This window comes from Burkholderia sp. b14 (assembly GCF_900156195.1).
GTDB lineage: Bacteria > Pseudomonadota > Gammaproteobacteria > Burkholderiales > Burkholderiaceae > Mycetohabitans.
Map to the genome: position 1 here is coordinate 1,888,087 of NZ_FTPJ01000003.1, position 22,716 is coordinate 1,910,802.

General features: G+C 62.9%; 22 protein-coding genes. 15 read left to right on the forward strand and 7 right to left on the reverse strand.

Annotation, left to right across the window (positions count from 1 at the left end; translation table 11 throughout):
* Positions 1-99: 99 nt before the first annotated feature.
* Positions 100-1,164, reverse strand: a complete 1,065-nt coding sequence (locus tag B0B13_RS13130) for a glycosyltransferase family 4 protein (RefSeq protein WP_076796792.1) — start codon at positions 1,162-1,164, stop codon at positions 100-102.
* Positions 1,165-1,970: 806 nt separating this feature from the next.
* Here B0B13_RS13130 and B0B13_RS19530 point away from each other — a divergent pair.
* The 3 genes from B0B13_RS19530 (at position 1,971) to B0B13_RS13145 (ending at position 4,025) form a co-directional block, all read left to right on the forward strand.
* Positions 1,971-2,072: a protein phosphatase CheZ gene (locus B0B13_RS19530; protein ID WP_076785700.1), complete on the forward strand. Its 102-nt coding sequence runs from the start codon at positions 1,971-1,973 to the stop codon at positions 2,070-2,072.
* 215 nt (positions 2,073-2,287) lie between these two features.
* A complete protein-coding gene (locus B0B13_RS13140) occupies positions 2,288-2,791 on the forward strand; it encodes a DUF2844 domain-containing protein (RefSeq protein WP_076787509.1) in 504 nt (167 codons plus the stop codon).
* A gap of 16 nt (positions 2,792-2,807) precedes the next feature.
* The gene (locus B0B13_RS13145; protein ID WP_237573789.1) at positions 2,808-4,025 is read left to right on the forward strand and encodes a DUF3443 domain-containing protein; all 1,218 of its coding nucleotides are present in this window, start codon (positions 2,808-2,810) and stop codon (positions 4,023-4,025) included.
* A gap of 322 nt (positions 4,026-4,347) precedes the next feature.
* On the opposite strand, the gene B0B13_RS13150 is transcribed toward B0B13_RS13145, so the two are convergent.
* The 3 genes from B0B13_RS13150 to B0B13_RS13160 all read right to left on the reverse strand — a co-directional run bounded on the left by B0B13_RS13150 (position 4,348) and on the right by B0B13_RS13160 (position 6,639).
* Positions 4,348-5,118, reverse strand: coding sequence for a ferredoxin--NADP reductase (locus B0B13_RS13150; protein ID WP_076796794.1), 771 nt, complete (start codon positions 5,116-5,118; stop codon positions 4,348-4,350).
* Positions 5,119-5,309: 191 nt separating this feature from the next.
* On the reverse strand, positions 5,310-6,113 hold the full coding sequence (locus B0B13_RS13155; RefSeq protein WP_076797330.1) for an endonuclease/exonuclease/phosphatase family protein: 804 nt from the start codon (positions 6,111-6,113) through the stop codon (positions 5,310-5,312).
* A 34-nt stretch (positions 6,114-6,147) separates the two neighbouring features.
* Positions 6,148-6,639, reverse strand: a complete 492-nt coding sequence (locus tag B0B13_RS13160) for a hypothetical protein (protein WP_212667369.1) — start codon at positions 6,637-6,639, stop codon at positions 6,148-6,150.
* 229 nt (positions 6,640-6,868) lie between these two features.
* Between B0B13_RS13160 and B0B13_RS13165 the strand changes: the two genes are divergently transcribed.
* Positions 6,869-7,846 carry an AAA family ATPase gene (locus B0B13_RS13165; RefSeq protein ID WP_076787502.1) on the forward strand — a complete coding sequence of 326 codons (978 nt, stop codon included), beginning with the start codon at positions 6,869-6,871 and terminating at the stop codon, positions 7,844-7,846.
* Positions 7,847-7,876: 30 nt separating this feature from the next.
* Here the strand turns inward: B0B13_RS13165 and B0B13_RS13170 are convergent, their stop codons facing one another.
* Both B0B13_RS13170 and B0B13_RS13175 read right to left on the reverse strand, forming a co-directional pair.
* The gene (locus B0B13_RS13170) at positions 7,877-8,071 is read right to left on the reverse strand and encodes a DUF2905 family protein (protein ID WP_076787500.1); all 195 of its coding nucleotides are present in this window, start codon (positions 8,069-8,071) and stop codon (positions 7,877-7,879) included.
* A gap of 20 nt (positions 8,072-8,091) precedes the next feature.
* Positions 8,092-9,282 carry a class I SAM-dependent methyltransferase gene (locus B0B13_RS13175; RefSeq protein ID WP_076796795.1) on the reverse strand — a complete coding sequence of 397 codons (1,191 nt, stop codon included), beginning with the start codon at positions 9,280-9,282 and terminating at the stop codon, positions 8,092-8,094.
* A 13-nt stretch (positions 9,283-9,295) separates the two neighbouring features.
* On the opposite strand from B0B13_RS13175, the gene B0B13_RS13180 reads away from it, so the two are divergent.
* The 6 genes from B0B13_RS13180 to B0B13_RS13205 all read left to right on the forward strand — a co-directional run bounded on the left by B0B13_RS13180 (position 9,296) and on the right by B0B13_RS13205 (position 16,147).
* The gene (locus B0B13_RS13180) at positions 9,296-10,129 is read left to right on the forward strand and encodes an SDR family oxidoreductase (protein ID WP_076796796.1); all 834 of its coding nucleotides are present in this window, start codon (positions 9,296-9,298) and stop codon (positions 10,127-10,129) included.
* 76 nt (positions 10,130-10,205) lie between these two features.
* On the forward strand, positions 10,206-10,601 hold the full coding sequence (locus B0B13_RS13185; protein WP_076785695.1) for a dihydroneopterin aldolase: 396 nt from the start codon (positions 10,206-10,208) through the stop codon (positions 10,599-10,601).
* 1 nt (position 10,602) lies between these two features.
* Positions 10,603-11,526: a tRNA 2-thiocytidine(32) synthetase TtcA gene (gene ttcA, locus B0B13_RS13190; RefSeq protein ID WP_076796797.1), complete on the forward strand. Its 924-nt coding sequence runs from the start codon at positions 10,603-10,605 to the stop codon at positions 11,524-11,526.
* Positions 11,527-11,623: 97 nt separating this feature from the next.
* Positions 11,624-12,985, forward strand: coding sequence for a bifunctional UDP-N-acetylglucosamine diphosphorylase/glucosamine-1-phosphate N-acetyltransferase GlmU (glmU, locus tag B0B13_RS13195; RefSeq protein WP_076797331.1), 1,362 nt, complete (start codon positions 11,624-11,626; stop codon positions 12,983-12,985).
* Positions 12,986-13,044: 59 nt separating this feature from the next.
* The gene (glmS, locus tag B0B13_RS13200) at positions 13,045-14,862 is read left to right on the forward strand and encodes a glutamine--fructose-6-phosphate transaminase (isomerizing) (protein ID WP_076785693.1); all 1,818 of its coding nucleotides are present in this window, start codon (positions 13,045-13,047) and stop codon (positions 14,860-14,862) included.
* Positions 14,863-15,463: 601 nt separating this feature from the next.
* The gene (locus tag B0B13_RS13205; RefSeq protein WP_083703741.1) at positions 15,464-16,147 is read left to right on the forward strand and encodes a GNAT family N-acetyltransferase; all 684 of its coding nucleotides are present in this window, start codon (positions 15,464-15,466) and stop codon (positions 16,145-16,147) included.
* 88 nt (positions 16,148-16,235) lie between these two features.
* On the opposite strand, the gene B0B13_RS13210 is transcribed toward B0B13_RS13205, so the two are convergent.
* Complete coding sequence (locus B0B13_RS13210; RefSeq protein ID WP_076796799.1) at positions 16,236-16,496, reverse strand: hypothetical protein; 261 nt, start codon at positions 16,494-16,496, stop codon at positions 16,236-16,238.
* Positions 16,497-16,725: 229 nt separating this feature from the next.
* Between B0B13_RS13210 and B0B13_RS13215 the strand changes: the two genes are divergently transcribed.
* From B0B13_RS13215 to B0B13_RS13235, 5 genes are all read left to right on the forward strand, one after another.
* Positions 16,726-19,413: an ABC transporter transmembrane domain-containing protein gene (locus B0B13_RS13215; protein WP_076796800.1), complete on the forward strand. Its 2,688-nt coding sequence runs from the start codon at positions 16,726-16,728 to the stop codon at positions 19,411-19,413.
* The gene (locus B0B13_RS13220; protein ID WP_076796801.1) at positions 19,413-19,940 is read left to right on the forward strand and encodes a hypothetical protein; all 528 of its coding nucleotides are present in this window, start codon (positions 19,413-19,415) and stop codon (positions 19,938-19,940) included. The genes B0B13_RS13215 and B0B13_RS13220 overlap by 1 nt, the downstream gene beginning before the upstream one ends.
* A gap of 227 nt (positions 19,941-20,167) precedes the next feature.
* Positions 20,168-20,917 (forward strand): SDR family oxidoreductase, encoded by a 750-nt coding sequence (locus B0B13_RS13225; protein ID WP_076796802.1) that lies wholly within the window; start codon positions 20,168-20,170, stop codon positions 20,915-20,917.
* Complete coding sequence (locus tag B0B13_RS13230; protein ID WP_076796803.1) at positions 20,908-21,528, forward strand: D-glycero-alpha-D-manno-heptose-1,7-bisphosphate 7-phosphatase; 621 nt, start codon at positions 20,908-20,910, stop codon at positions 21,526-21,528. The genes B0B13_RS13225 and B0B13_RS13230 overlap by 10 nt, the downstream gene beginning before the upstream one ends.
* A complete protein-coding gene (locus tag B0B13_RS13235; protein WP_076796804.1) occupies positions 21,525-22,715 on the forward strand; it encodes a glycosyltransferase family 9 protein in 1,191 nt (396 codons plus the stop codon). Before B0B13_RS13230 ends, B0B13_RS13235 begins: the two co-directional genes overlap by 4 nt.
* The last annotated feature ends 1 nt before the right edge of the window (position 22,716 follow it).

Below are 22,716 nucleotides of genomic sequence, written 5' to 3' on the forward strand. Positions count from 1 at the left end.
TCGTCGTCATAGCCATAATAGATGGGGCGAGGAGCGACATACACTGCGGGTGGCGGCGCATAGACCGATGCGATCGATGCCGCCACGCGGGCGGCTTTGTCAGCCTGCCGCGACCTTGCGAAGCATCGGCTGGCGCGCGCCGCGCGCCAGTGACGCATACGCGTCGACGTAATGCTGTGCCATGATCCGCGCCGTGAAACGCTGTTCGAAGCGCGCGCGGATTTGTTCGCGGGACAGCGCCTCTACCTGCGACAACGCGGCCACTGCGCCGTTGACATCCTCGCAAATGAAGCCGGTTACGCCGTGCTCGACCACCTCGGGCACTGAGCCGCGGTTGAAAGCGATCACCGGCGTGCCACATGCCATCGATTCGATCATGACTAGTCCGAACGGCTCACACCAGTCAATCGGGAACAACAACGCTTTCGCACCGGACAAGAAAGCCGGCTTCTGTGCTTCGTTGATTTCGCCAATGAACTCGACATCGCCGAGTGAGAGTAGAGGCTCGATCTCATTCTTGAAGTATTCGCGATCGACCTTGTCGACCTTGGCGGCGATTTTCAGCGGCAGACTGGCCTGCGCGGCGATGCGGATCGCGTGATCGACGCGCTTTTCCGGGCAGATGCGGCCTAGGAACGCCAAGTACGTCGGCTTGATGTCCGTTTGCGGCACGAGTAGGTTTTCCGGCAGTCCATGATAGATGGTATCGACCCACCCGGCACGCGGCAGCGGCCCACGCTGCGAATCCGAGATCGAAATGACGTGTGCCTGCGGGAAGCTGTCAAAGATCGGTTGCAGCTCCGGCAGGTCTAGGCGCCCATGAAGTGTGGTGACGAACGGCGTGTCGATCTGCGAGAACAGGGGAAACGGCAAATAATCGAGGTGAAAATGCAGGATGTCGAACTCGTGGGCCACGCGGCGCACCTGTTCGAGCATCAACATATGCGGCGCCATCCAGTCGCGGATGGACGGGTCCAGGCGCAATGCGCGGGGCCACGCCGCTTCAAGGCGTGCCGAAGTATGCGAATCGCCGCTCGCGAACAGTGTCACATCGTGACCCAGCTCCATCAGCCCTTCCGTCAGGTATGACACCACGCGCTCGGTGCCTCCGTAGAGCTTGGGCGGCACAGCTTCGTGCAGCGGTGCGATTTGTGCGATACGCATTGTGTGCTCTCCTTACGAAAAATCGCCCTGCGCCTCGTTGCTGGAGGCGCTGCGTGTGGGCAACGCGGAAAAAAATCGGCGAATCGGACCGCCAGTATGCCGCAGTTGCGGTCAGTCCGACGGATCGCGATATCGCGATCGGAAGTTTTATTATCTAGGCGAAAGCGAGGAATTCGAGCAATTTTTCAAAACCTTAATTTTGTTACAGTGCGAAACATCGGCGCAATATTGCATTCCGATCCATTGCGCCGCATTAGCACATCGTGAGGCGCGACGAAAGCCGCTCGCACATCACGACGCGGCGAAGGCGCTGGGAAGCACTGTCCGTCGCCACGCAGTTCCAATGGACCCTATCATGCCACGCTCAACCGCGAGGCGAGGCGGGGCGGGGCGGGGCGGGGCGGGGGCAAGATTCGAACCAGCCTGCGAGTACGTTGCCAACTTGTTGTTCTTAAAGGTTTAAGAGTTGTGCCACGCGCCACTGGCCTATTGCCGATGTGTAATTTGCACCGTGCTCATGTAGGAATATTTTCTCCATATATAGAAACCTTCCAGCGCGGGCGGGATACTCCTTTCCGATTTAGGCACCGTGAGTGTTCTACGAAACTCGATTCACGTTGGGCAGCGTGGTATGGCGCACCGATCGACGGCGAGCAAGTGCGTACACTGATGGCCGACACGCGTTCGTTCCTGCAGAAAGTGCCCGTGTCGACATAAGCCAACAACGTGCAGTTGCCCGAGGACATGTCGGCCGATCGGCATGAGCCGCTCGCCGCCGCGCATGCCCCATCTTGACGGGGAGTCCGTTGAGCCTGCCCTATGGTCCGCAGATCAATCCCGAAGGGCGTACCGACAGCGTCACCAATCAGCCCCAGGTCGATGATCTATTGACCAGTCTTGGGCGCTGAGATTGAGTAAAAGATGGGCGCGCAAATGCGTCGCTGCGTACGATTGCAATCCATTGGAACAGGAACGGGGCACCGCAGGCGCGGGTCCTGGCGGTGCGCCGTCAACGGCTTTGGGCGGCGCCGACGAAGTCGGGTGTGATTCGTTACATCGCGTACATGGCCTGGGCGTGCCGGGAAAACCGGTGAAAAGGCAGTGTTTCAAGGAGGAAGCCAAAATGAATATCCAAACAGCGTGCACCGCACTAGCTGGTGCCACGTTCGGCGTGGTACTGGTGGCACACGACGCGTGCGCCGCCCTTGGCAGCGCGCCGAGCTACGCGAGCAACGCCGCATCCAGCCAGGCCACGCTGCGCGCGGCCGTTGCCGCGTCGCCATCGACGGCGTCCGGCGCCAGCGCAACGACCACCCCCTATACCGTGCAGCAGACCATGCTACCCACCGGCACCGTGGTACGCGAGTACATCGCCGATGGCACCGTAATCGGCATCGCCTGGTCCGGTCCTCAAATGCCCGAGATGCGCACGTTGCTGGGTACCTACTTCCCACAGTACGTCAGCGATATCCAGATGCAACGCCGCGACCAGGGCGGCCACGGGCCGGTGTGGATGCGCAGCGGTGACTTAGTCGTACATTCGGGCGGGCACATGGGCGACTTCAGCGGGCAAGCCTTCCTACCGCGGGCCTTGCCGGCCGGCATGACCGAAGCGGATATCCGCTGAACACAGGAGTGCTATCGTGACCCTAGTCAATACACGCCGCGGGCTCACATGGCGCGCCGCGGCGCTCATGGGCGCCATGACGCTGGCCGCGTGCGGAAGCGGCGGCCATTCCAATTCGGCGGTCAGTTCCGCTCCCCTGGCGGCCAACGTTGTGCCGATCACGGTGGCACGGGGGCTCGACCGGGTGGCCAACATCGGCACTGTGTCCGTCACCATCTGCGCAGCCGGTAACGCCGCGCGGTGCCAGACGCTTGACAACATCCAACTCGACACGGGTTCGTATGGCTTACGAGTGGTCGCCGCGGAATTGTCACCCACATTGCGCGGCGCGCTGCAGCAGGCCACCGTGCCCAATTCGAATGCGCCGCTTGCATCGTGCGCGTTGTTCGCGGACGGGTATTCGTTCGGTTCGGTGCGCATTGCTGACGTGACGCTAGGTGGGCGGACCGCCAATGCGATCCCGATCCATTTAATCGGTGATGCTAAATTCCCGACAGTGCCATCCGACTGCGTCGTAGGCCGCTCGGAGAACACCACGTCGGAGTTGCATTCTCGCGGCATCCTCGGTGTCGGGGCGGCAGCCGTGGACTGCGGCAACCGATGCGCGACCAATGCGGCCGCCAGTTCCTACTTCAACTGCGCGAGTGCGTCCAACTGCGTGCAGACTGTCGTGCCGCTTGCCCAACAGATCGCGAACCCGGTGGCGAACGTGCCGATCGACAACAATGGCGTAATCGTCGATATGCCCGCGATCGGCCCCTCGGGACAGTCTTCGGTCAGCGGCACCTTGTTGCTGGGTATCGGCACCGCATCCAACAACCAGCTGGGCAGCGGTGTGATGGTATCGACCACCGATGATTCCGGTAGCTTCAGCGCGACGTACAACGGCTCGAGGATCACCGGGTTCACCGATACCGGCTCCAACGGCCTGTTCTTCACCGACGCGTCGTTGCCCGTGTGCGGCTCCGGCAACCCGTTCTATTGCCCGCCTGGCCAACAGACCAAGATCCTCACCGTGACGGGCGCGAATGGTGCCACCCAGGCCGTCAATCTCAACGTGGGCAATGCGTCGATGCTGCTCAGCACGCCTAATACGTTTGCGTTTAACGATTTGGCCGGACCGATGCCCCGCTACTTCGACCTAGGCATGCCGTTTTTCTATGGGCGGCGCGTGGCGGTGGCGATCAGCGGCAAGTCCACACCATCAGGCAATGGTCCCTATGTGGCATTTTGACGTGATGCACTGAGTGACCGGTAGCCGTGCGGGCGCACGGCCACCGGTCTTGCTGTTTGCCATTATCGGCTATCGGCGCGTCGTCATATTGACGGCTGGGCGGTCTGCAATTCGGCGTGTTGCGGCGGCGGCATCATGTGCCGTGATACGCCCAAGCCCACCGGGTACCGAGCGCCCAAGACGCTGTCGCTTCGCGACGTTGCATAGGGTGCTGCAAAGCCTGCCCGACGAAGCCGTGCCGAGTCGCGACATGCTCATCATCCTCAAATCACGGTCACGGCGGACAGCGACCTGGCGATGATTTCGCCCGTGGTCCGGCGTGTCAACCGACAAAGGCCTTCTCGACCACATAGTGGCCCGGAGCCGAATTGCTGCCTTCGGTGAAGCCCATGCCATCGAGCAGTTGCCGTGTGTCACGCAGCATATGCGGACTTCCACACAACATGATGCGGTCGTTGTCGATCGAGAACGGCGGCACGCCGAGCCGCTCGAACAATCCGCCCGTTTCAATCAGCTCCGTGATGCGTCCGCGATTCTGGAACGGCTCACGCGTCACGGTCGGGAAATACACCAGTTTGTCGCGGATCAGCTCGCCGATGTGCTCGTGCTGCGGCAAATGCTCGGTGATGTACTCCTTGTACGCAAGCTCGTCGACGAAACGGCAGGTATGCGTGAGCACGATCTTCTCGTAGCGATCGTAGACGTCCGGGTCCTTGATAACTGACATGAACGGAGCCAAGCCGGTGCCAGTGGAGAGCAGCCACAGCGTCTTGCCGGGCAACAGATTGTCGACTACCAGTGTGCCGGTCGGTTTCTTGCCAATGTAGACCTGATCGCCTACTTTCAGGTGCTGCAGCCGCGATGTGAGCGGGCCGTCCTGCACCTTGATGCTCAGGAATTCGAGGTTTTCCTCGTAGTTCGCGCTCGCCAGGCTGTACGCGCGCAGCAGCGGTTTGCCATCCACTTCCAGGCCGACCATGGTGAACTGACCGTTATCGAATCGAAAGCCCGGATCGCGGGTGCAAGTGAAGCTGAACAGCGTGTCAGTCCAGTGATGCACGCTGAGAACGGTTTGTTGGGTCAGGTTGCTCATGGTGTTTCAGTCGGATCGATGGCCGTCGGGCCCGGCACGCGCGACGGTCTGGCTAAATATATTAGGCACGTTACCATTTTACCGCGTCGCGGCAAAGTTATTCGGTGCTTGGACAATGGCGCGTCGCCAGACGTAACGAGCGGCACGCGGGGCAACGAGTAGTAGGCGCGTTGCAACGCCGTGGAACCGTCCTAGTCCAGCCGCAACCGCGCTATGTACGGCAAGTGATCCGATAACCACGCGGTGCGGGATGCGGGCTCGAGCCATTGCATTGGCGTGATGCCCCGTACGAACATCTTGTCCAGCGCCAGCGCGGGCGAGAATGCGGGAAACGTCTTGCCAGCCTCGCCCAGCGTTGAGGCCACCTCGCGCAAACCGATCTCGGCGAACAACGGCTCCGAGTCGTTCTTCCAGTCGTTAAAATCGCCGGCGAGCACCAACGGGCCGGTTGCCGCCTCGCGGGCGATCCAATGGGCGATCCAGTTCATCTGGCGCAATCGCGACTGGCGGGTGAGCGCCAGATGGACGCACAGCAATGTGATCGGCGTGTTGTAAAGCGTCGCGCGTGCCACCAGCAAACCCCGCTTCTCGAAGCGGTGCGCGGAAATGTCCCAGCGCCCTCCTAGGTCGAGCGGATGCGGCGACAGGATCGCATTGCCGTGTCGCCACGATGGCTTGAACACATTTGGCCCGAGCGCCAGCTGTAAGCGCAATGCTTGCGCTATTTCGGTAGCCTGGCACTGCCATACGTCGGTAAGCGCGCCTTGCAGCGGCTCGCCGAAGCCATTGCTGGCCAGCACGGGCGCGGGCATCCGGCGCGCCATGGCCTCCTGCAGGAAATACAGGTCGGCCGGCGTTGCCTGCATCCAGCGTTGCATCGACTGCCATGCCTGCAAGCCGAGCGGCGAGCGGCCCTTATGCAGATTCCAACTGACGGCGACGAATTCCTTGTCGCCGGTGCGCGGCACGCTGGGCAAGGTATCGCCGTGTCGCATCGGTCGACTATCCTTACGCGAGTTCATCACCCGTTCACTGTTCCACAATGCTCGCCTGTACGCGATAGACGAGTTGCGGGTCGTGGTCCACCAGCTTCCACGCTACCGTTCGCCCGGGCGGCACGAGCAGGCCGGGATGGACAGCGGTGACTCGACGCGGCTGCGGTGGCAGCGCACAACCCTCGGCGGTCTGTGCGGCACGCGTATCCTCAAAGATCTCCTGTACGTCCAGCGACAGAACCGCCTTGCCGCCGTCAACGTGGGTCGGCGACACGGTCAGCGTGCGCGACAACTCGATGCTGGCCACCGGTTGGTTCTGGCAACCGAGCTCATGCACGACGCTACGCTTGTGTGTCTCCGACTTCGCTTGGCCGACCGTGGTCGTTGCGCCAAAATGGTCGACACTGCGCCCGTCCTGCACGACTTCAATATCCCAGCGTACCTTCGGCGGACCCTCCTGCGCGCATGCCACGGCGGCAACCGAGGCCAGCAGCACGCCGGTGGCGAGTGTACGAAGGGCATTCAACAGACTTGTCATAAGGGATTCAGACTCGGATCGCCCGATGGATTCATGCTCCGCACGGCGGCCGAGTTCTGCATGCACGAAACGGTCATGATAACGGGGTTTGGCCACGCGCGCGGACACCACGCGGCGTTGGCAGCAACGCCGCGTGACTGCTAGCTTGCACAACTTATTGACGCCGATACACTGAATTGGCGCCGCGCGGGGCGGCGTGGCAGCAGAGGAGGTGAATATGACTAACGCAATGGTTAAGCAGGAAATCGCGGTGGCGGCTTTCAAGCCGATCTATGACTTAAGTCAGATCGAGACGGCCTTACATGACTTGTCCGATGGCGCCAGCGAGGCGTTGCGAAGCACCTACGAGAAAATGCTGAAGGTCGGCGCGTTGCGCTTTTGCGTCAAGCCCAACCGGTTGCCGTCAATCGACGCGCTCCTCGCCGAGTCCCCAAACTTTAGCGAGCCGCTGGAGGACGTGCGCAAACAGATCGCGCTCGTGGCCGAGACCGACGACAGGCTCGAGTTAATGCCCATGCTGCTGCTGGGCGAACCCGGCATCGGCAAAACGCATTTTGCCCGGCAACTTGCGCGCCTGATCGGCACCGGCTATCACTATGTCGCGATGAGTTCGCTCACCGCGGGCTGGATTCTGTCCGGGGCGTCGTCACAGTGGAAGAATGCCAAGCCAGGCAAGATCTTCGACGCGCTGGTCAACGGCGCCTATGCGAACCCACTGGTGCTGATCGACGAAATCGACAAGGCGGGCGGCGATGCGCAGTACGATCCACTCGGCGCGCTGTATGCGCTGCTCGAGCATGACACCGCGCAGTCGTTCATCGACGAGTTCGCCGAAGTGCCCATCGATGCATCCAGTGTGCTTTGGATCGCGACGGCCAACGACATGCACTGCATTCCGGAGCCCATCCTGAACCGGATGAACGTCTATGAGATCCCGACGCCGGATCGCGATGGCGCGCGCCGTATTGCCCAGTCGATCTACTCAGAGATCCGCGAATCGCACGCATGGGGCGCGCGTTTTCCGCAAGCGCTCGAAGAGGCGCCGCTGGACGTGCTGTCAACCTTGTCGCCGCGCGTGATGCGGCGCGCCATCATCCACGGCTTCGGCAATGCGCGGCTGGCGGGACGCGATGCGGTGAGCGCGCACGACGTGGTACTCGATCGCCACGCGCGCAGACGCTCAATCGGGTTCTGACGCTGCTCGAGCCACGCCGCTGTGCGGCGACTAGAGCAGCCGCACGATTAGCGAGCCCAGCAGTGTCAACAGCAGCGTCGACATGAACGGCAACGGCAGACGGCGGCCGCGCCAGCTGAGCGCGAGATCCCCGGGCAAGCGACCGATGCCCAGTCGGGCGAGCCAGGGCCAGCTCGCGCTAAGAATCACGGTGGCAATGAAGGTGGTCAGCAACCAGCGGAACATCGACAGGTCAGCCTCATGAGTCACAGCATGTGCGAACGATCGCCGCGCTCAAACGCGCCCAATGCGCCATCCAGGCCGCGGCAAAACGCGATCACTTTGAACAGTTCGCCCATCTCTGCCTCGGACAGCAGCTTCTGTACCGCATTAGCCGCGGGCAGGAAGCGAGCCGGATCGGCCGGATCCAGTTGCGCCAGCGAGTCCGTGATGCCTGCGTTCATCAGAAAGCGTGCTTGCGACGTGTATCCGAGCAAATGCGCGCCCGCGTCGTGGGCAGCCTGCTCGATGGCGCTGAACTGCACATGCGCGGTGATGTCCTGCAGGCCGGGGTAAAGGAACGGATCGCCGTGTGCACGGTGCCGGTAGTGGCACATCAACGTGCCCTCCGTGCGCTGTGGATGGTAATACTCAGCAGCCGGGAAACCATAGTCGACGAACAACGCGGCGCCGCGGTCGAGCACCGAGCACACGGTGCGCACGAACGCGGCAGCCGCCTCGTGTGTTTCGGTCACGTAGTCGTGCCGGCCAGAAACGCACGCGAGCGCGGCCGGCACGGCGGCGGCATCCAGCGGCCGATCGGCGAACACGAAGCGGCTCGCATCCGCCACAGCGACGCCGCGTTCATGCCACAAGCCATTTTGCCGCGCAAACAGACGCACTGGCATGGCGTCCAGCACTTCGTTGCCAACCATCACGCCCTCCACGCGCTCGGGCAGCGCATCGACCCACTGGACGCAGGAGGCGAACTGCGGTGCAGTTTTCGCAATGCACTCGCGCTGGCGCGCGCGCAACTCGCCGGACAATTCCACGATCGTGTAACGCGCACACCCGACACCGAGCGCATCCAGCGTGCGCAGCAGGCCGGCGGCGAACTTGCCCGTTCCCGCTCCGAATTCGACCACGTGGCGTGTGCCGGTAGCGCCGAGTATCTCGGCCACCGGCTTGGCGAACGTCTGTGCAAACAGCGGCGAGAGTTCCGGCGCGGTGATGAAGTCGCTCCCATCGTCGGGACCGCGGCCGAACTTGACTAGACCACCGCTGTAGTAGCCTAGACCCGGTGTATAAAGCGCGAGTTCCATGTACCGGTCGAATGGCAACCACCCTCCGGCCGCAGCGATTTGACCGGCGATGTGCTGCACTAACGCACGAACGTGGGCAAGCTCGGTATCGCCAGGAACGGGTAAACTATCAGGCTGCGTTGAATTCGGCTTCATTCCCGCATTGTAAATGAGCGACCCGTCGTGCGCCGGTCAGTATCCGGCTTCCCCTTCTTACGCGCCGTCCGTGCGCCGTGTCGCACTGGTGACCGGCGCAGCACGGCGCATCGGCCGTGCGCTGGCGCTTGGCATGGCCGCGCGGGGTTGGGACATTGCGGTCCACTACCATACGTCCGAGGCTGACGCGCAGTCGCTGACCGCCGACATACAGGCGCTGGGCCAGCGTGCTGTCGCGTTGCGCGCCGATCTGGCCGACGAGGCACAGGTGCGGCGCCTGGTGCCGGATAGCATCACCGCGCTCGGGCGCATCGAATGCGTGGTGAACAACGCGTCGCTGTTTGACGAGGATACGGCAGCCACGTTCGGATACGGCACGTTGTTGAACATGACGGCGATCAATGTCGGCGCGCCGCTGGCGCTCGCGCAGGCGCTGCACGAATCGATTCCGGAGGTGGCGCGCGAAGACGAGACGTTGCGTGGCTCGGTCATCAACGTGCTCGATCAGAAGCTGTACAACATGAATCCGGACTATCTGTCGTATACGTTAACGAAAGCCGCGCTGCAGGCGGCCACCGTGGCGCTGGCCCAGGCGCTCGCGCCGAAGCTGCGGGTCGTGGCCGTCGCGCCCGGACTCACGCTGCGCTCCGGTAGCCAGACCGATGAAAGCTTTAGCGACGCGCACCGGCGCACGCCGCTTGGACGCGCATCGACGCCGGCCGACTTGGTTGAAGCGGTGTGCTACCTGGCCGACGCGCGCGGTGTGACGGGTGCGACGCTGCTGGTCGATGGCGGCCAGCACCTCGTGCCGTCGCCACGCGACGTGATGTTTATGACGGATACGTGAGCGCGATGCTTGCGTGCTTACTGCCGGGCCGGGCCATGCCGCGCGGCCACCGCCTCTACTTTTGACTGGATCGCCCATGCTCTCCGCCCTTTCGCACCCAAGCCTCGCAGACTGTCGGCGCCTGTTCCTGCGCAACTACGAGATTTCCATCAACATTGGCGTGCATGATTTCGAAAAACGCGCCGAGCAGCGCGTCATCGTCAACATCGACCTGTTCGTGCCGCTGGCCGAATCGACGCCGCGCGCCGACAAGCTGGCCGAGGTCGTTGACTACGATTTCATGCGCTCGACCATTGCCCAACGGGTCGCGCGCGGACACGTCCATCTGCAAGAGACGTTTTGCGATGACGTTGCCGCCGCGATGCTGGCGCATCCGAAAGTGCGGGCAGTGCGCGTATCGACCGAGAAGCCGGACGTCTACTCCGACTGCGAGTCAGTGGGCGTTGAAGTCATCCGTATCAAGGAAGCCTGACATGCATGCACCCGAGACCACCGTGCGGGCCTTGACCCGTCGCGAGCAGAAACAGGCCTACGAAAACAACAAGCTGTTCAAGCGGCTGGCCCGGCAGGCCGGCCAAGCCATTGCTGACTACAACATGATCGAGGCCGGCGATAAGGTGATGGTTTGCGTGTCCGGCGGCAAGGACAGCTATGCGTTGCTGGACATCCTACTGCGGCTGCGCGAGCGAGCGCCGATCGATTTCGACATTGTCGCGGTCAATTTAGATCAGAAGCAGCCTGGGTTTCCCGCGCATGTACTGCCCGAGTATCTCTCGGCACGCGGCGTGCCGTTTCATGTCGAGAACCAGGACACGTACAGCATCGTCAAGCGCCTCGTGCCCGAGGGTAAGACGACGTGCTCGCTGTGCTCGCGGCTGCGGCGCGGCATCCTATACCGCGTCGCGGGTGAGTTGGGCGCGACCAAGATCGCGCTTGGCCACCACCGCGACGACATCTTGCAGACCGTGCTGCTGAACATGTTCTACGGCGGCAAACTCAAGGGGATGCCGCCGAAACTGCAGTCCGACGATGGAAAGCACATTGTGATCCGGCCGCTCGCCTATGTGAAAGAGAATGATTTGGAAAAATATGCGCAATTGCGTGAATTTCCAATCATTCCATGCAATCTGTGCGGCAGCCAGCCGAACCTAAAGCGCGCCGAAATGAAGACGTTGCTGCAGGAATGGGACAAGCGCTTCCCTGGACGGGTAGAGAACATGTTCAGTGCATTGTCCGACGTCGTGCCGTCGCACTTGATGGACCCTCGGCTGTTTCCATTCGCCGGGCTGCGCGCGACGGGCGTGGCCGATCCGCACGGCGACATCGCATTCGACGACGAACCTTGTGCAACGCCCGACAGCGGCACCGTGCCGATCGTGCCATTCGACGCGCTGTGACGCCGCGACGTCGGCGCGCCGTGTGTGGGTTGCACGACGGAATGCAGCAAGCCCGATGCTAAAATCGGCCCTTCGAGACTCGTTGGACGTTGACGCCGTGAATATCGTCATTCTTGCAGCCGGCATGGGCAAGCGCATGCATTCCGCGCGGCCAAAGGTGCTGCATTCACTGGCTGGCAGGCCATTGCTGTCCCATGTCATCGAGACGGCGCGCGCGCTGACGCCGAGCCGGCTCGTCGTGGTGGTCGGGCATGGCGCCCAGGCCGTGCGCGAGGCCGTCGCCGCGCCCGATATCCAGTTTGCGCTGCAGGCCGAGCAACGGGGTACCGGTCACGCGGTTCAACAGGCGCTGCCGTTCATCGACCCGGCACTGCCCACGCTGGTGCTGTACGGCGACGTGCCGCTCACGCGCGCCTCGACACTGCGGCGACTGGTCGACGCGGCGGCCAACGGCCACTATGGGGTGCTGACCGTCACGCTGGACGACCCGCACGGTTATGGTCGCATCGTGCGCGATTGCGCCGGACGCATCACACGGATCATCGAGCAAAAGGATGCCGACCCGGAGCAACGGGAAATCCGCGAGATCAACACTGGCATCGTCATCTCGCCGAGCGGGCGGCTCGACGCGTGGCTAAGCTCGTTGACAAACGACAACGCGCAGCGCGAGTTCTACCTGACCGACGTCGTCGAGCGCGCGATCGAAGACGGTGTCGAGGTCGTCGGTGTACAGCCAGACGACGTATGGGAGACGCTCGGCGTGAACAGCAAGCGACAATTGGCTGACCTGGAGCGCGTCTACCAGCGCAACGAAGCGCTGCGACTGCTGGACGCTGGCGTCACGTTGGCCGATGCGTCGCGCATCGACGTGCGCGGCACGCTGGAGTGCGGCGCCGACGTATCGATCGATGTCAACTGCGTGTTCGAAGGACACGTCGTGCTGGGTGACCACGTCAGCATCGGGCCGAACTGCGTGATTCGCGAAGCGACGATCGCCGCGGGCACGCGCGTGGACGCGTTCACGCATGTCGAGGGCGCACGCGTGGGCGAGAATGTCGTGCTCGGCCCATATGCGCGGCTGCGTCCCGGGGCCGTGCTGTCCAGCAACGTGCATGTGGGCAACTTCGTTGAGGTCAAGAACGCGGTGCTCGGGCATGGCACGAAAGCTAACCATTTGAGCTATATCGGCGACGCCGACGTCGGGGCGCGCGTGAACATCGGCGCCGGGACGATCACCTGCAACTATGACGGCGCGAACAAGCATCGCACCGTGATCGGCGATGACGTATTCGTTGGCTCTGGTACGCAGCTTGTTGCGCCGGTCGTCGTGGGTTTAGGAGCGACGCTCGCAGCCGGGACCACCGTCTGGCGCAACGTGCCCGCCGGGGCGCTGGTGTTGAACGAGAAAACGCAGGTCGCAAAGCCAGGGTACGCGCGACCGGCCAAGAAAAAGGCCTGAATGTACGGCGCCGATGAGGCGGCCCAACGGTCACCCTCCATTTTCCACGGATAAACATCATGTGCGGCATTGTCGGCGCGGTAGCGCAACGTAACATCGTCCCGGTCCTCGTCGAGGGGTTGCGACGTCTCGAATACCGCGGCTACGACTCGTGTGGTGTAGCGGCTATCGTCGATGGCGCCGCCCGGCGCGCCCGCAGCGTATCGCGCGTGGCGGACCTCGACCTGCAGATCCGCGACACGCAACTGGCGGGGGAAACTGGCATCGCGCATACGCGCTGGGCGACGCACGGGGCGCCGGTCACGCACAATGCGCATCCGATCTTCTCGCACGACACGATTGCGCTGGTTCACAACGGCATCATCGAAAACTATGAAACTTTGCGTGAAGGCCTGCGCGCGAACGGTTACGAGTTCGTGACGCAGACCGACACCGAGGTCATCGCTCACCTAATCTACAGCCTTTATCGCGGTGACTTGTTTGCCGCCGTGCGCGAAGCGGTGAAGCAGCTGCATGGCGCCTACGCGATCGCCGTGTTCTCAAAAGATCAGCCGCATCGGGTATGCGGCGCGCGCGCCGGCTCGCCGCTGGTGGTCGGGCTGGGCCAACAGGAGAATTTCCTGGCCTCGGATGCACTCGCGCTGGCGGGCAGCACCGACCGCTTCATTTTCCTCGAGGAAGGCGACGTGGTTGAATTGACGCTGGACGGCGTGCAGATCGCGGACCGCGACGGCAGCCTCGTACAGCGGGAGGTACGCACCGTCAACGCGTATGGTGGCGCGGTGGAGCTTGGGCCGTACCGGCACTTCATGCAAAAGGAGATCTTTGAGCAGCCGCGGGCGATCTCCGACACGATTGCGCAGACCGACGCATTCGATCCCGAGCTGTTCGGCGCTGGCGCCGGCGACGTGTTCAACGGGATCGACAGCCTGCTGATTCTTGCGTGCGGCACCAGCTACTACTCCGGCTTGACAGCGAAGTACTGGCTCGAATCGATCGCGAAAATCCCCACGCAAGTCGAGATCGCAAGCGAGTATCGCTATCGTGACTCCGTGCCGAACCCCCGGTCACTCGTCGTGGTGATCTCCCAATCCGGCGAGACGGCGGACACGCTCGCCGCACTCAAGCATGCGCAGGCGCTCGGACACTCGCATACGCTGACGATTTGCAACGTGGCGAGCAGCGCGATGGTGCGGCTCACCGCGCTGCGCTTGCTGACGCACGCGGGCACCGAAATCGGCGTGGCGTCAACCAAGGCATTTACAACGCAGCTCGTTGCCCTGTTCGTGCTCGCGGTGACGCTGGGACGGCTGCGCGGTCATGTCAACGCGAGTCTTCAGGCGCAGTACCTGAAGCAGTTGCGGCACCTGCCGGCGGCGCTCAACAGCGTGCTCGCGCTCGAGCCGCAGGTCATCGCGTGGGCAGAGGAATTTTCGCGCAAGGAAAACGCGCTGTTCCTTGGCAGGGGCATGCATTATCCGATTGCACTTGAAGGCGCGTTGAAGCTGAAGGAAATCTCATATATTCACGCTGAGGCGTATCCGGCCGGCGAACTCAAGCATGGGCCGCTCGCACTGGTGACCGAAGCGATGCCGGTGGTCACCGTCGCGCCGAACGATGCGCTGCTGGAAAAACTAAAGTCCAATATCCAGGAAGTACGCGCACGGGGCGGCCAGTTGTATGTGTTTGCTGATGCGGATACGCGAATCGTCAACGACGAAGGCCTGCATGTGATTCGGATGCCCGAGCATTATGGGCTGCTCTCGCCGATCTTGCATGTGGTGCCATTGCAATTGCTCGCGTATCACACTGCCTGCGCGCGCGGTACTGACGTGGACAAGCCGCGAAATCTGGCCAAGTCGGTGACGGTGGAGTGAGGAGGGTAGAGATGGAGGGCACCGGTGCTGGCACAGCGTGTGCCGCACGGGCCGAATCGTTCGCCGCTGCGCTGCATGGCACAGGCTGACCCATGACTAAAAAACGGGGAATAGCGCGCAACGGCCGGCAGTTTCCCTCAAGGCCCTCAAACCATTCGCCGTCTCCTAGCGGGCGAACGCTGACCAGACCTGTATTCTGACGCGAGCCAGCACATTCCAATTCAACGCCGCCGTCGAGCAGGCTCTCCACCTTGCATCGAGCCCGGACGCGCGAACATTGCCGGGTTTCAAGCTGCACCAAGATACTCATCCGCTTAACCTACCCGACAGGCCGTCATAGCAAGCTAGCCGCGGCGCGGTGGATTGACGCAGGCCGCTGCGGTGTGGGTTGTTGCAACGCAGGTTGTTCGCAGTGCAAGCTTGCCGCAGTTCGTTAGGTTGAAGCGTGCGCGGCTGTAGCGCGAAACAGACGGCTGTGCTCGGTTTCGCACACTATCGGCGGTGTCGATGGTGCAGGATATGGATCGGGAACGGCGCGCGGGCCACATCGTGCGCCATCTGGTGCGGGCAGGAGACCAAAGAAAACCAAATAGGCAAGACGATGAACGAGCTAATCGAAGATTCGGGCCGGAGCCCGACGATACTGCCGGTCGCGCTGCGCGCAGCAACTCGTGAGGAGTACGGATATTTCTTTCACCTGTATCGGGATTCCCTGAGCGGCTACTTCAGGCAGACGCTAGGTTGGGAGGACGATTTTCGCCGAGCGGCTTTCCGAGTGAGCTACCCGGTTGCACGGTGCCAGGCCATCGTGGTTGACGGCGTGTCGCGGGCGGTAGGGGTATTATCCACGCAAGTGTGCGAAGACGGTGGGGTGGAGGTCGCGCTGCTGTTGGTGGATCCGGCATTCCAGGGCCGACAGATTGGCGCGACCCTACTGCACCGCGTATGTGACGCCGCCCATCGTGATGGCCGCACGGTCAAGCTGCAGACTTTCAAGCTCAACGAGCGCGCCGCGCGATTCTATCTGCGCCAAGGGTTCCAGATTGTCGCCGAAGACAAGTATTATTTACACTTCCGGTGTGTACCGTGCGACGCCGGCCCGACAGTCCCTGCCTTGCTGTCGGCATGCGTTGATACGCAGCTCGACGCGAATCGCGATCGCGCTGCAGCAAGGCTCGACGTTGATACCGCAACCTCTGCTACTCGCAGCGGCCCTCCGAACGCGTGCACGACCGCGTCCCTCATCGACTGGCCCATGGAACGCTCCCTACAAGGCATCCTGTGAGTCTCGGCGGACCAGGTCTGCGGTTTCTTGACGGAAATCAAACTTGGCGCCAGTCAGCCAACGCGACATCACACGCGCCAGCATTACATCACTTCTGTTCCAACTCGTCGATCTCCTTACGTTCGCGCCGCGCCTCATTGCCACGCCGCGCTTGTAACCGCTGCCGGGACAATACTGTGATGACTTGCTGCGTCGTCGCACCAACCGGGATTTCATTGCGGATCGTATTGGGCACCATCGGCAGCCCGGCGTGCTGCCGGCGCAGTGCCTTGGCAATGGCTCGGCGGCACTGTTGGCCATGGCAATCCCATTCGTCGCGAAATTTTCCGCAGTAACGGCATCCATCCATATAAATAGTCTACCGCTAAACCGGCCGGTGGAGATCGCGACCCTCGAGCTTGCCTCGGTACGCTGTTCGGGACATGTCGCACAAATTGCAACACTCTGGCTGTCATTGCCCCAAGCACCGACACCACCTTTGCGCCACGGCACGCAGTCCTCACCACATTGGCAGCCACGCCACTCGGCGGTACAGAACTTGCAATGGCGGCGTAACGCGCAAAACCGAGTTGGCTTCCATGACTTCGCCCACCTTCGCAGGCGCGGCCCGCATCAGCGGGTTGCGCACCCGGATCGCCTCCGACCTGTGGCACGCCATCTGGCGCCACAGGGCGCGGGTGCTGGCCGCCGTATCATTGCTGCTGCTAGCCAAGGCGGCTGCGGTGGCGGTCCCGCTGCTGCTCAAGGATATCGTCGATGCGCTGGGCAACGTCACGAGCCGGCCAGCCGCGATACCGATCCTGCTGCTGTTCGGCTATGCTGTGGTGCGCTTTGCGTCGAATGCATTAAGCGAGGTGCGCGACATGACATTTGTGCAAGTCACGCAGCGCACCGTAGCCGACTATACTGCGCGTACGTTTGCTCACCTGCATCATCTGGGCGCGCGCTTTCACTCGCAGCGTGAGACCGGCTCGGTGGTACGCGACCTGGAGAAAGGTACCGCCGGCATTGGTTACCTGCTGGGTGTTGCGGTCTTTACGATCGTGCCAACGCTCATCGAAATCGCGTCGGTGCTCGCCATTGTGGTTAGCAAGTATGGCGGCGGCTTCACGCTGATTATTTTTGCGACATTTGCCGGCTACGCGGGTTATACGATCGTGTTCACGCGGCGCCGCGTGCGGGTGCAGCGCCGCATGAACGCGTTGGAAGCCCAGGCCAATAGCCGTATCGTCGACAGTCTGCTGAATTACGACACGGTCAAATATTTTGCGCGCGAGGATTTTGAGTGCAAGCGGCTTGACCAGGTGCTGCAGCAACGGCAGGACGCGGGTATCGAGAATCAATATGCGCTGTCCACGCTGCATATCGGGCAGAGTGCGTGTATCGGCGCGGGCATTGCGGCGGTGATGTTGTTGGCCGGCCAGCACGTGGTAAGCGGCGCAATGACGGTTGGCGACCTGGTGCTGATTAACGCTTACATTATCCAGGTCAGCCTGCCGCTGAACACGTTGGGCTTCGTATTCCGCGAGGCCAATGACGCGATGACCAACGTGGAGCGGCTGTTTGCGCTGCTGGATGCGCGCGGTCAGGCAGGCGAGGATGGTGATGTTGCGGCGGCGCAGCCGCTCGTGGTGCGCGGTGGCGAGATCCGCTTCGAGCATGTCGACTTCAGTTACGAGCCCAGTCGTAGGATCCTGTGGGATGTCTCGTTCCGGATCGAGCCGGGCCAGACGGTGGCCGTCGTGGGAGGCAGCGGCTCGGGCAAGTCGACGCTGGCCCGGTTGTTGTTCCGCCTGTATCAGCCTGATGCGGGATCAATCAAGATCGACGGGCAGGACTTGCGGCTGGTCACACAGCGCAGCCTGCGGGCGGCCTTGGGTATCGTGCCGCAGGACACGATTCTGTTCAACGATACGATCGCGTACAACATCGGCTACGGTCGTGAAGACGCGACCAAGGCCGACATTATCGCCGCCGCGCGGGGCGCGCAATTGGGCGAGTTCATCGAGCGCCTGCCGGATGCCTACGACACGCGGGTCGGCGAGCGAGGCGTGCGCTTGTCCGGCGGGGAGCGCCAACGCGTGGCCATTGCACGCGCGCTGCTCAAACAGCCGCCGATCGTGGTGTTTGACGAAGCGACGTCGGCGCTCGATACCCGTTCGGAGCGGGCGATTCAACAGGAATTGATGCGTGTGGCCGAGCACCGCACGAGTCTGATCATCGCGCACCGGCTCTCGACCGTGGTTGATGCCGATCGCATCCTAGTCATGGAGCACGGGCGACTGGTCGAGCAAGGGACCCACGCTAGCCTGCTAGAGAAGGGTGGAGTCTATGCGCAGATGTGGGCGTTGCAGGCGCAGCAACGCGAGTTGGAGCGCGCCGAACAGCGCTTTGCGCTTTTGCCGATCAACGTCGGTGCGCTGGTCGACAACGTGCTGGACGCGCTGCAGGAGGTCGCGGTACGCCATCAGGCGAGCTTGTTCAAGCGTATCACCGACGACAACCTAATCGTCACTGGCGACGCGGCGACGCTGCGGCGCTTTATCTGGCAGTTGTGCTGCACCGGCATTGAAGCAGGCGGGGCAGGCAGCCGCATCGAGGTAAGCGTGGCTCGTCACGACAACGATGCACGCGTGTCGATCTGCACGCCGGATCTCGAGACGCCGGAGTTGTCATTGTTGGATCTGGAGTCACTCCAGGCCGTGCTTGAGGAGCAGCGTGGGTATATCTTGCGCAGCCGCGACGATGTCGGATCCACGATCCACATCACGTTACCGCTGCGGGCCGTCGCGGAGTTGCCCGCCGCTGACGGCCTCGCGCCGCAACCGCTGCAGGCGCTCGGCGCCGCGCGACTGGACGGCGTACGCGTGGCCTGTGTGGATGATCACGAGGAGGCGCGCGACGCGCTGTCCGCGCTGCTCACCAGCGCCGGAGCGCAGGTCGCGGCGTTCAAATCCGGCCAGGCACTGCTGGACTACCTTGGGCGCACGCGGCGCGACGACTGGCCGGCCGTGATGGTCTGCGACATCGACCTGGGCGAGGAAAATGGATATTCGATGATGGCCCGTGTCAAGCAGCTTGAGGCGGCGTGTCCAGACGACACCGCGTGCCGGATCGAAGTAATCGCGCTGTCCGGCTACTCAAGTGAGCATGAGCGGGCGCGTGCCGTCGAAGCCGGTTTTCGCGGCTATCTGACCAAGCCAGTCAAGGCGATCGATTTGATTGCCGCACTCAGAGCATTAGCCACTCATTCAAGGAGAAACTGATGAGCTTGACGACGCCCAGCCCGCTAGGAAACCTATCCACCCCACGCCGCAGCGGTAGTCTATATGCCGACCGCAGCGCGGCCAGCGCCGCGATCGAGATGTTGCTGCCGACGCTATCGGCGGCGCTGCACAACACAGTCGTCGGCGACAGCGGGTGCTTGCATATCGTCGTGATGGATCCGGCACTCGGTCCTAGCGACGCGTGCTTCGAGGACGCGATCCTGTACGAGCATTCGATGCCAGATCCGGCGCAGTGGGACGCCGATTACCGCGCGTATGCACGAGCCAAAGCGCGGCTGTCGTGGGAGCACGGTATAGACAGTCGGCTTGTCCAGTGCAGCCAGCCGCACCGTTTGCGCCGCGGTGACACGAACCTGTGGGGCAGTGTGGCTCAACACGGCATCGTGGTGGGCGTCTCGGGGGCCCAACCATGGTTTGACGAGGCGTTGGCCGGATGTGTCGCGCATTGCCTGCGCGCTATCGCGCGGCACCGCGCTGAAGCGGCGGCGGGCACGCTGGCGCTGTGATCACTAACGCGGGTCCGCGCCCCGTACCCCGTCGCACTGCACCTGGGCGTTTTTGCCAATGCCATTATAAAAATGGGTAACGGGTCGAGGCGTCGACCTGGCTGGGATGGCTGCTGTATGCGCCTGGTCGTCTGTGGGTGCATTGGGTTAGGGGCGGGCACGCCATTCGCTCAACAGGAGCCAGAACGTTTGTCTTGACAAACGTTTGACTCACTGAAGGAGCGAACGTGGCACAGAATGCAGACTTAACGAACCCGATTCTCACCGGCAAAACAGCGTTAATCACCGGAGGCGCCCGTGGCCTCGGTGCGGCGATATGCGACGAGTTGGCACGCGCCGGCATGAATATCGTCGTGGCCGATCTTCATGAGGACCAGGCGCGTGCAACCGCGGCCGAGTTAGGCCAGCACGGCGTCAAGGTCGTGTGGCAGCGGATCGACGTCAGCGACGAGGCGTCGGTGCAACAGGCGATGCACGCGATACACGAGTCGGTGGGCGAGCTCGATGTGGTCGTGAACAACGCAGCGATTGATGTGACGGCCGCGATCGAAGACGTTGACGTCGCCGCCTGGCAGCGCGTGCTGATGACGAACCTATTCGGCCCCTACCTGATATGCCGGGCGGTCGTGCCGATGATGAAGGCCCGAGGCGACGGCCATATCGTCAACATCGCATCAACCGCTTCAAAGCGCGCATGGCCAAATGCCTCCGCCTACCACGCGACTAAGTGGGGACTGCTGGGCTTCTCTCATGCGATACATGCAGAGTTGCGTTCGGCTGGCGTGCGCGTGTCGGCCATTGTGGCCGGCGGCATGCGCACTCCGTTCTTGCTGGACCGTTTTCCCGATATCGACGTCGATACGCTGCAGCCTCCCCAAAATGTGGCCGCGGCCGTACGGTTCGTGTTGACGCAGCCGCCCGGCACGGTGATCCCTGAAGTCACGGTGCTGCCAATGAAGGAAACGTCATGGCCGTGACGCGCGGAGCCAGCCGCGGCGCCGTGCTGTTGGACAAGGACGGCACACTGCTGAAGAATGTGCCCTACAACGTCGACCCGGCGCGCATGGTGCTGGCGCCAGGCGCCGCACAAGCACTGCGCCAGCTTGGCGCATTGGGTATGCCACTCGCGGTGGTGTCGAACCAGCCCGGTGTGGCGCTTGGCTGTTTTCCCGAGGCGGCGCTGTGCGCCGTGCGTGAGCGGCTTTGCGCGCTGTTTCGCGAGCACGGTGCAGTGCTCGCGGAGTTCTTTTATTGCCCGCACCATCCAAGTGGGGCGGTGGCGCACTACGCGATCGAATGCGATTGCCGCAAGCCGCGATCGGCGTTGCTGACGCAGGCCCTCGCGTTTCTGGACGCCGCGCCGCAATACAGTTGGATGGTCGGGGACATCCTCGACGATATCGAAGCGGGCCGTGGCGCAGGTTGTCGCACGATCCTAGTCGATTGCGGCAACGAAACCGAATGGCAACACGGTCCACAGCGTGAGCCGGACTTCGTAGTCGAGCAGCTCGACGCCGCGGCCCACATTATTGCCGCGCAGTGCAACGGCACGCCCGTTGAGAGAATCGGACAGGAGGCGGCCACATGAGCACGGGCTGGAACAACGCGCGACGCATCCTGTGTGTCCGGCTCGACAACATGGGCGACGTGCTGATGACTACGCCTGCGCTGCGCGCGCTGAAGGGTGATGACGGCCGTCGTCATCTAACGCTGCTCACCTCCAGCGTCGGCACCGCGCTGGATGGGCACCTGCCGATGGTCGACCAGGTGTGGGGATACGACGCACCATGGGTCAAGCACCCGAGCGCGTCGCCGGACGCAGCGCCGGACTTCGCGATGATCGAGCGACTGGCAGCCGGTCGGTTTGATGCCGCGGTCATCTTCACGGTCTACAGCCAAAGCCCTTTGCCGGCCGCGATGATGTGCTGGCTGGCGGGGATTCCGCTGCGTCTGGCGCACTGCCGCGAGAATCCGTACCGCTTGTTGACTGACCGCGTTGCGGAAACCGAGCCGCACCAGCGCGTTCGCCACGAAGTGGTCCGGCAACTCGAACTGGTCCGCTCAATCGGTGCGACGACAACCAATTGGCAAATGGAATTTGCCTACAGCGAACAAGACCGACGGTCATTGCAGCGTCGGCTGCAAGCCGCCCGGCGCCGGCAAGGCGCGCCGTTCGCGCAGCTTGGCCACGGACGCTGGCTGGTGGTTCACCCCGGAGCCAGCGCGCCGTCGCGACGGTGGCCTGCGGAGCGCTTCGGCGAAGTGGCTGCGCAACTCGCCCCGCAGTTCGACGCGGTTGCGGTGACCGGCAGCGCGGCGGAATCCGCGTTAGTCGACGCGGTATGCGCACGTGTCGGCAAGCGCGCGGTGCCGCTGGCCGGCCGGTTGTCGCTGGGCGAGATGGGCGCGTTGGTCGGCGCAGCGGATGTGTTGATTACCAACAACAGCGGGCCGGCGCATCTTGCCGCGGCCGTCGGCACGCCAGTCGTCGATCTCTATGCGTTGACCAACCCGCAACATACGCCATGGCGCGTGCCGCACCGCGTATTGTCCACCGACGTTCCGTGCAAATACTGCTACCGCAGCGAGTGCAGCGAACCGGGACACCCGTGCCTGACTGGCGTGGGGGTCGATGAGGTCGTCGCGGCTGCGCGCAGCTTGCTGGACGGACACGATGCTGCCCAGGCCGAGCGCTGGACCACATGCTGTTGGCAGCTGGGCAGTCCGTCCCCTGCCAACGTAATTCCAATCGCAACCGCGATAGCGAGAGCCTGAC

What these genes read in the sequence shown, in the direction of transcription:
- B0B13_RS13150 (WP_076796794.1), bottom strand. Translation starts at nt 5,118, where the DNA reads ATGAGCAACCTGACCCAACAAACCGTTCTCAGCGTGCATCACTGGACT.
- B0B13_RS13215 (WP_076796800.1), top strand. Translation starts at nt 16,726, where the DNA reads ATGACTTCGCCCACCTTCGCAGGCGCGGCCCGCATCAGCGGGTTGCGC.
- B0B13_RS13175 (WP_076796795.1), bottom strand. Translation starts at nt 9,282, where the DNA reads ATGAAGCCGAATTCAACGCAGCCTGATAGTTTACCCGTTCCTGGCGAT.
- B0B13_RS13170 (WP_076787500.1), bottom strand. Translation starts at nt 8,071, where the DNA reads ATGTTCCGCTGGTTGCTGACCACCTTCATTGCCACCGTGATTCTTAGC.
- B0B13_RS13165 (WP_076787502.1), top strand. Translation starts at nt 6,869, where the DNA reads ATGACTAACGCAATGGTTAAGCAGGAAATCGCGGTGGCGGCTTTCAAG.
- B0B13_RS13130 (WP_076796792.1), bottom strand. Translation starts at nt 1,164, where the DNA reads ATGCGTATCGCACAAATCGCACCGCTGCACGAAGCTGTGCCGCCCAAG.
- ttcA (WP_076796797.1), top strand. Translation starts at nt 10,603, where the DNA reads ATGCATGCACCCGAGACCACCGTGCGGGCCTTGACCCGTCGCGAGCAG.
- glmS (WP_076785693.1), top strand. Translation starts at nt 13,045, where the DNA reads ATGTGCGGCATTGTCGGCGCGGTAGCGCAACGTAACATCGTCCCGGTC.
- B0B13_RS13230 (WP_076796803.1), top strand. Translation starts at nt 20,908, where the DNA reads ATGGCCGTGACGCGCGGAGCCAGCCGCGGCGCCGTGCTGTTGGACAAG.
- B0B13_RS13205 (WP_083703741.1), top strand. Translation starts at nt 15,464, where the DNA reads ATGAACGAGCTAATCGAAGATTCGGGCCGGAGCCCGACGATACTGCCG.
- B0B13_RS13235 (WP_076796804.1), top strand. Translation starts at nt 21,525, where the DNA reads ATGAGCACGGGCTGGAACAACGCGCGACGCATCCTGTGTGTCCGGCTC.
- B0B13_RS13180 (WP_076796796.1), top strand. Translation starts at nt 9,296, where the DNA reads ATGAGCGACCCGTCGTGCGCCGGTCAGTATCCGGCTTCCCCTTCTTAC.
- B0B13_RS13185 (WP_076785695.1), top strand. Translation starts at nt 10,206, where the DNA reads ATGCTCTCCGCCCTTTCGCACCCAAGCCTCGCAGACTGTCGGCGCCTG.
- B0B13_RS13140 (WP_076787509.1), top strand. Translation starts at nt 2,288, where the DNA reads ATGAATATCCAAACAGCGTGCACCGCACTAGCTGGTGCCACGTTCGGC.
- B0B13_RS13220 (WP_076796801.1), top strand. Translation starts at nt 19,413, where the DNA reads ATGAGCTTGACGACGCCCAGCCCGCTAGGAAACCTATCCACCCCACGC.
- B0B13_RS13155 (WP_076797330.1), bottom strand. Translation starts at nt 6,113, where the DNA reads ATGCGACACGGCGATACCTTGCCCAGCGTGCCGCGCACCGGCGACAAG.
- B0B13_RS13210 (WP_076796799.1), bottom strand. Translation starts at nt 16,496, where the DNA reads ATGGATGGATGCCGTTACTGCGGAAAATTTCGCGACGAATGGGATTGC.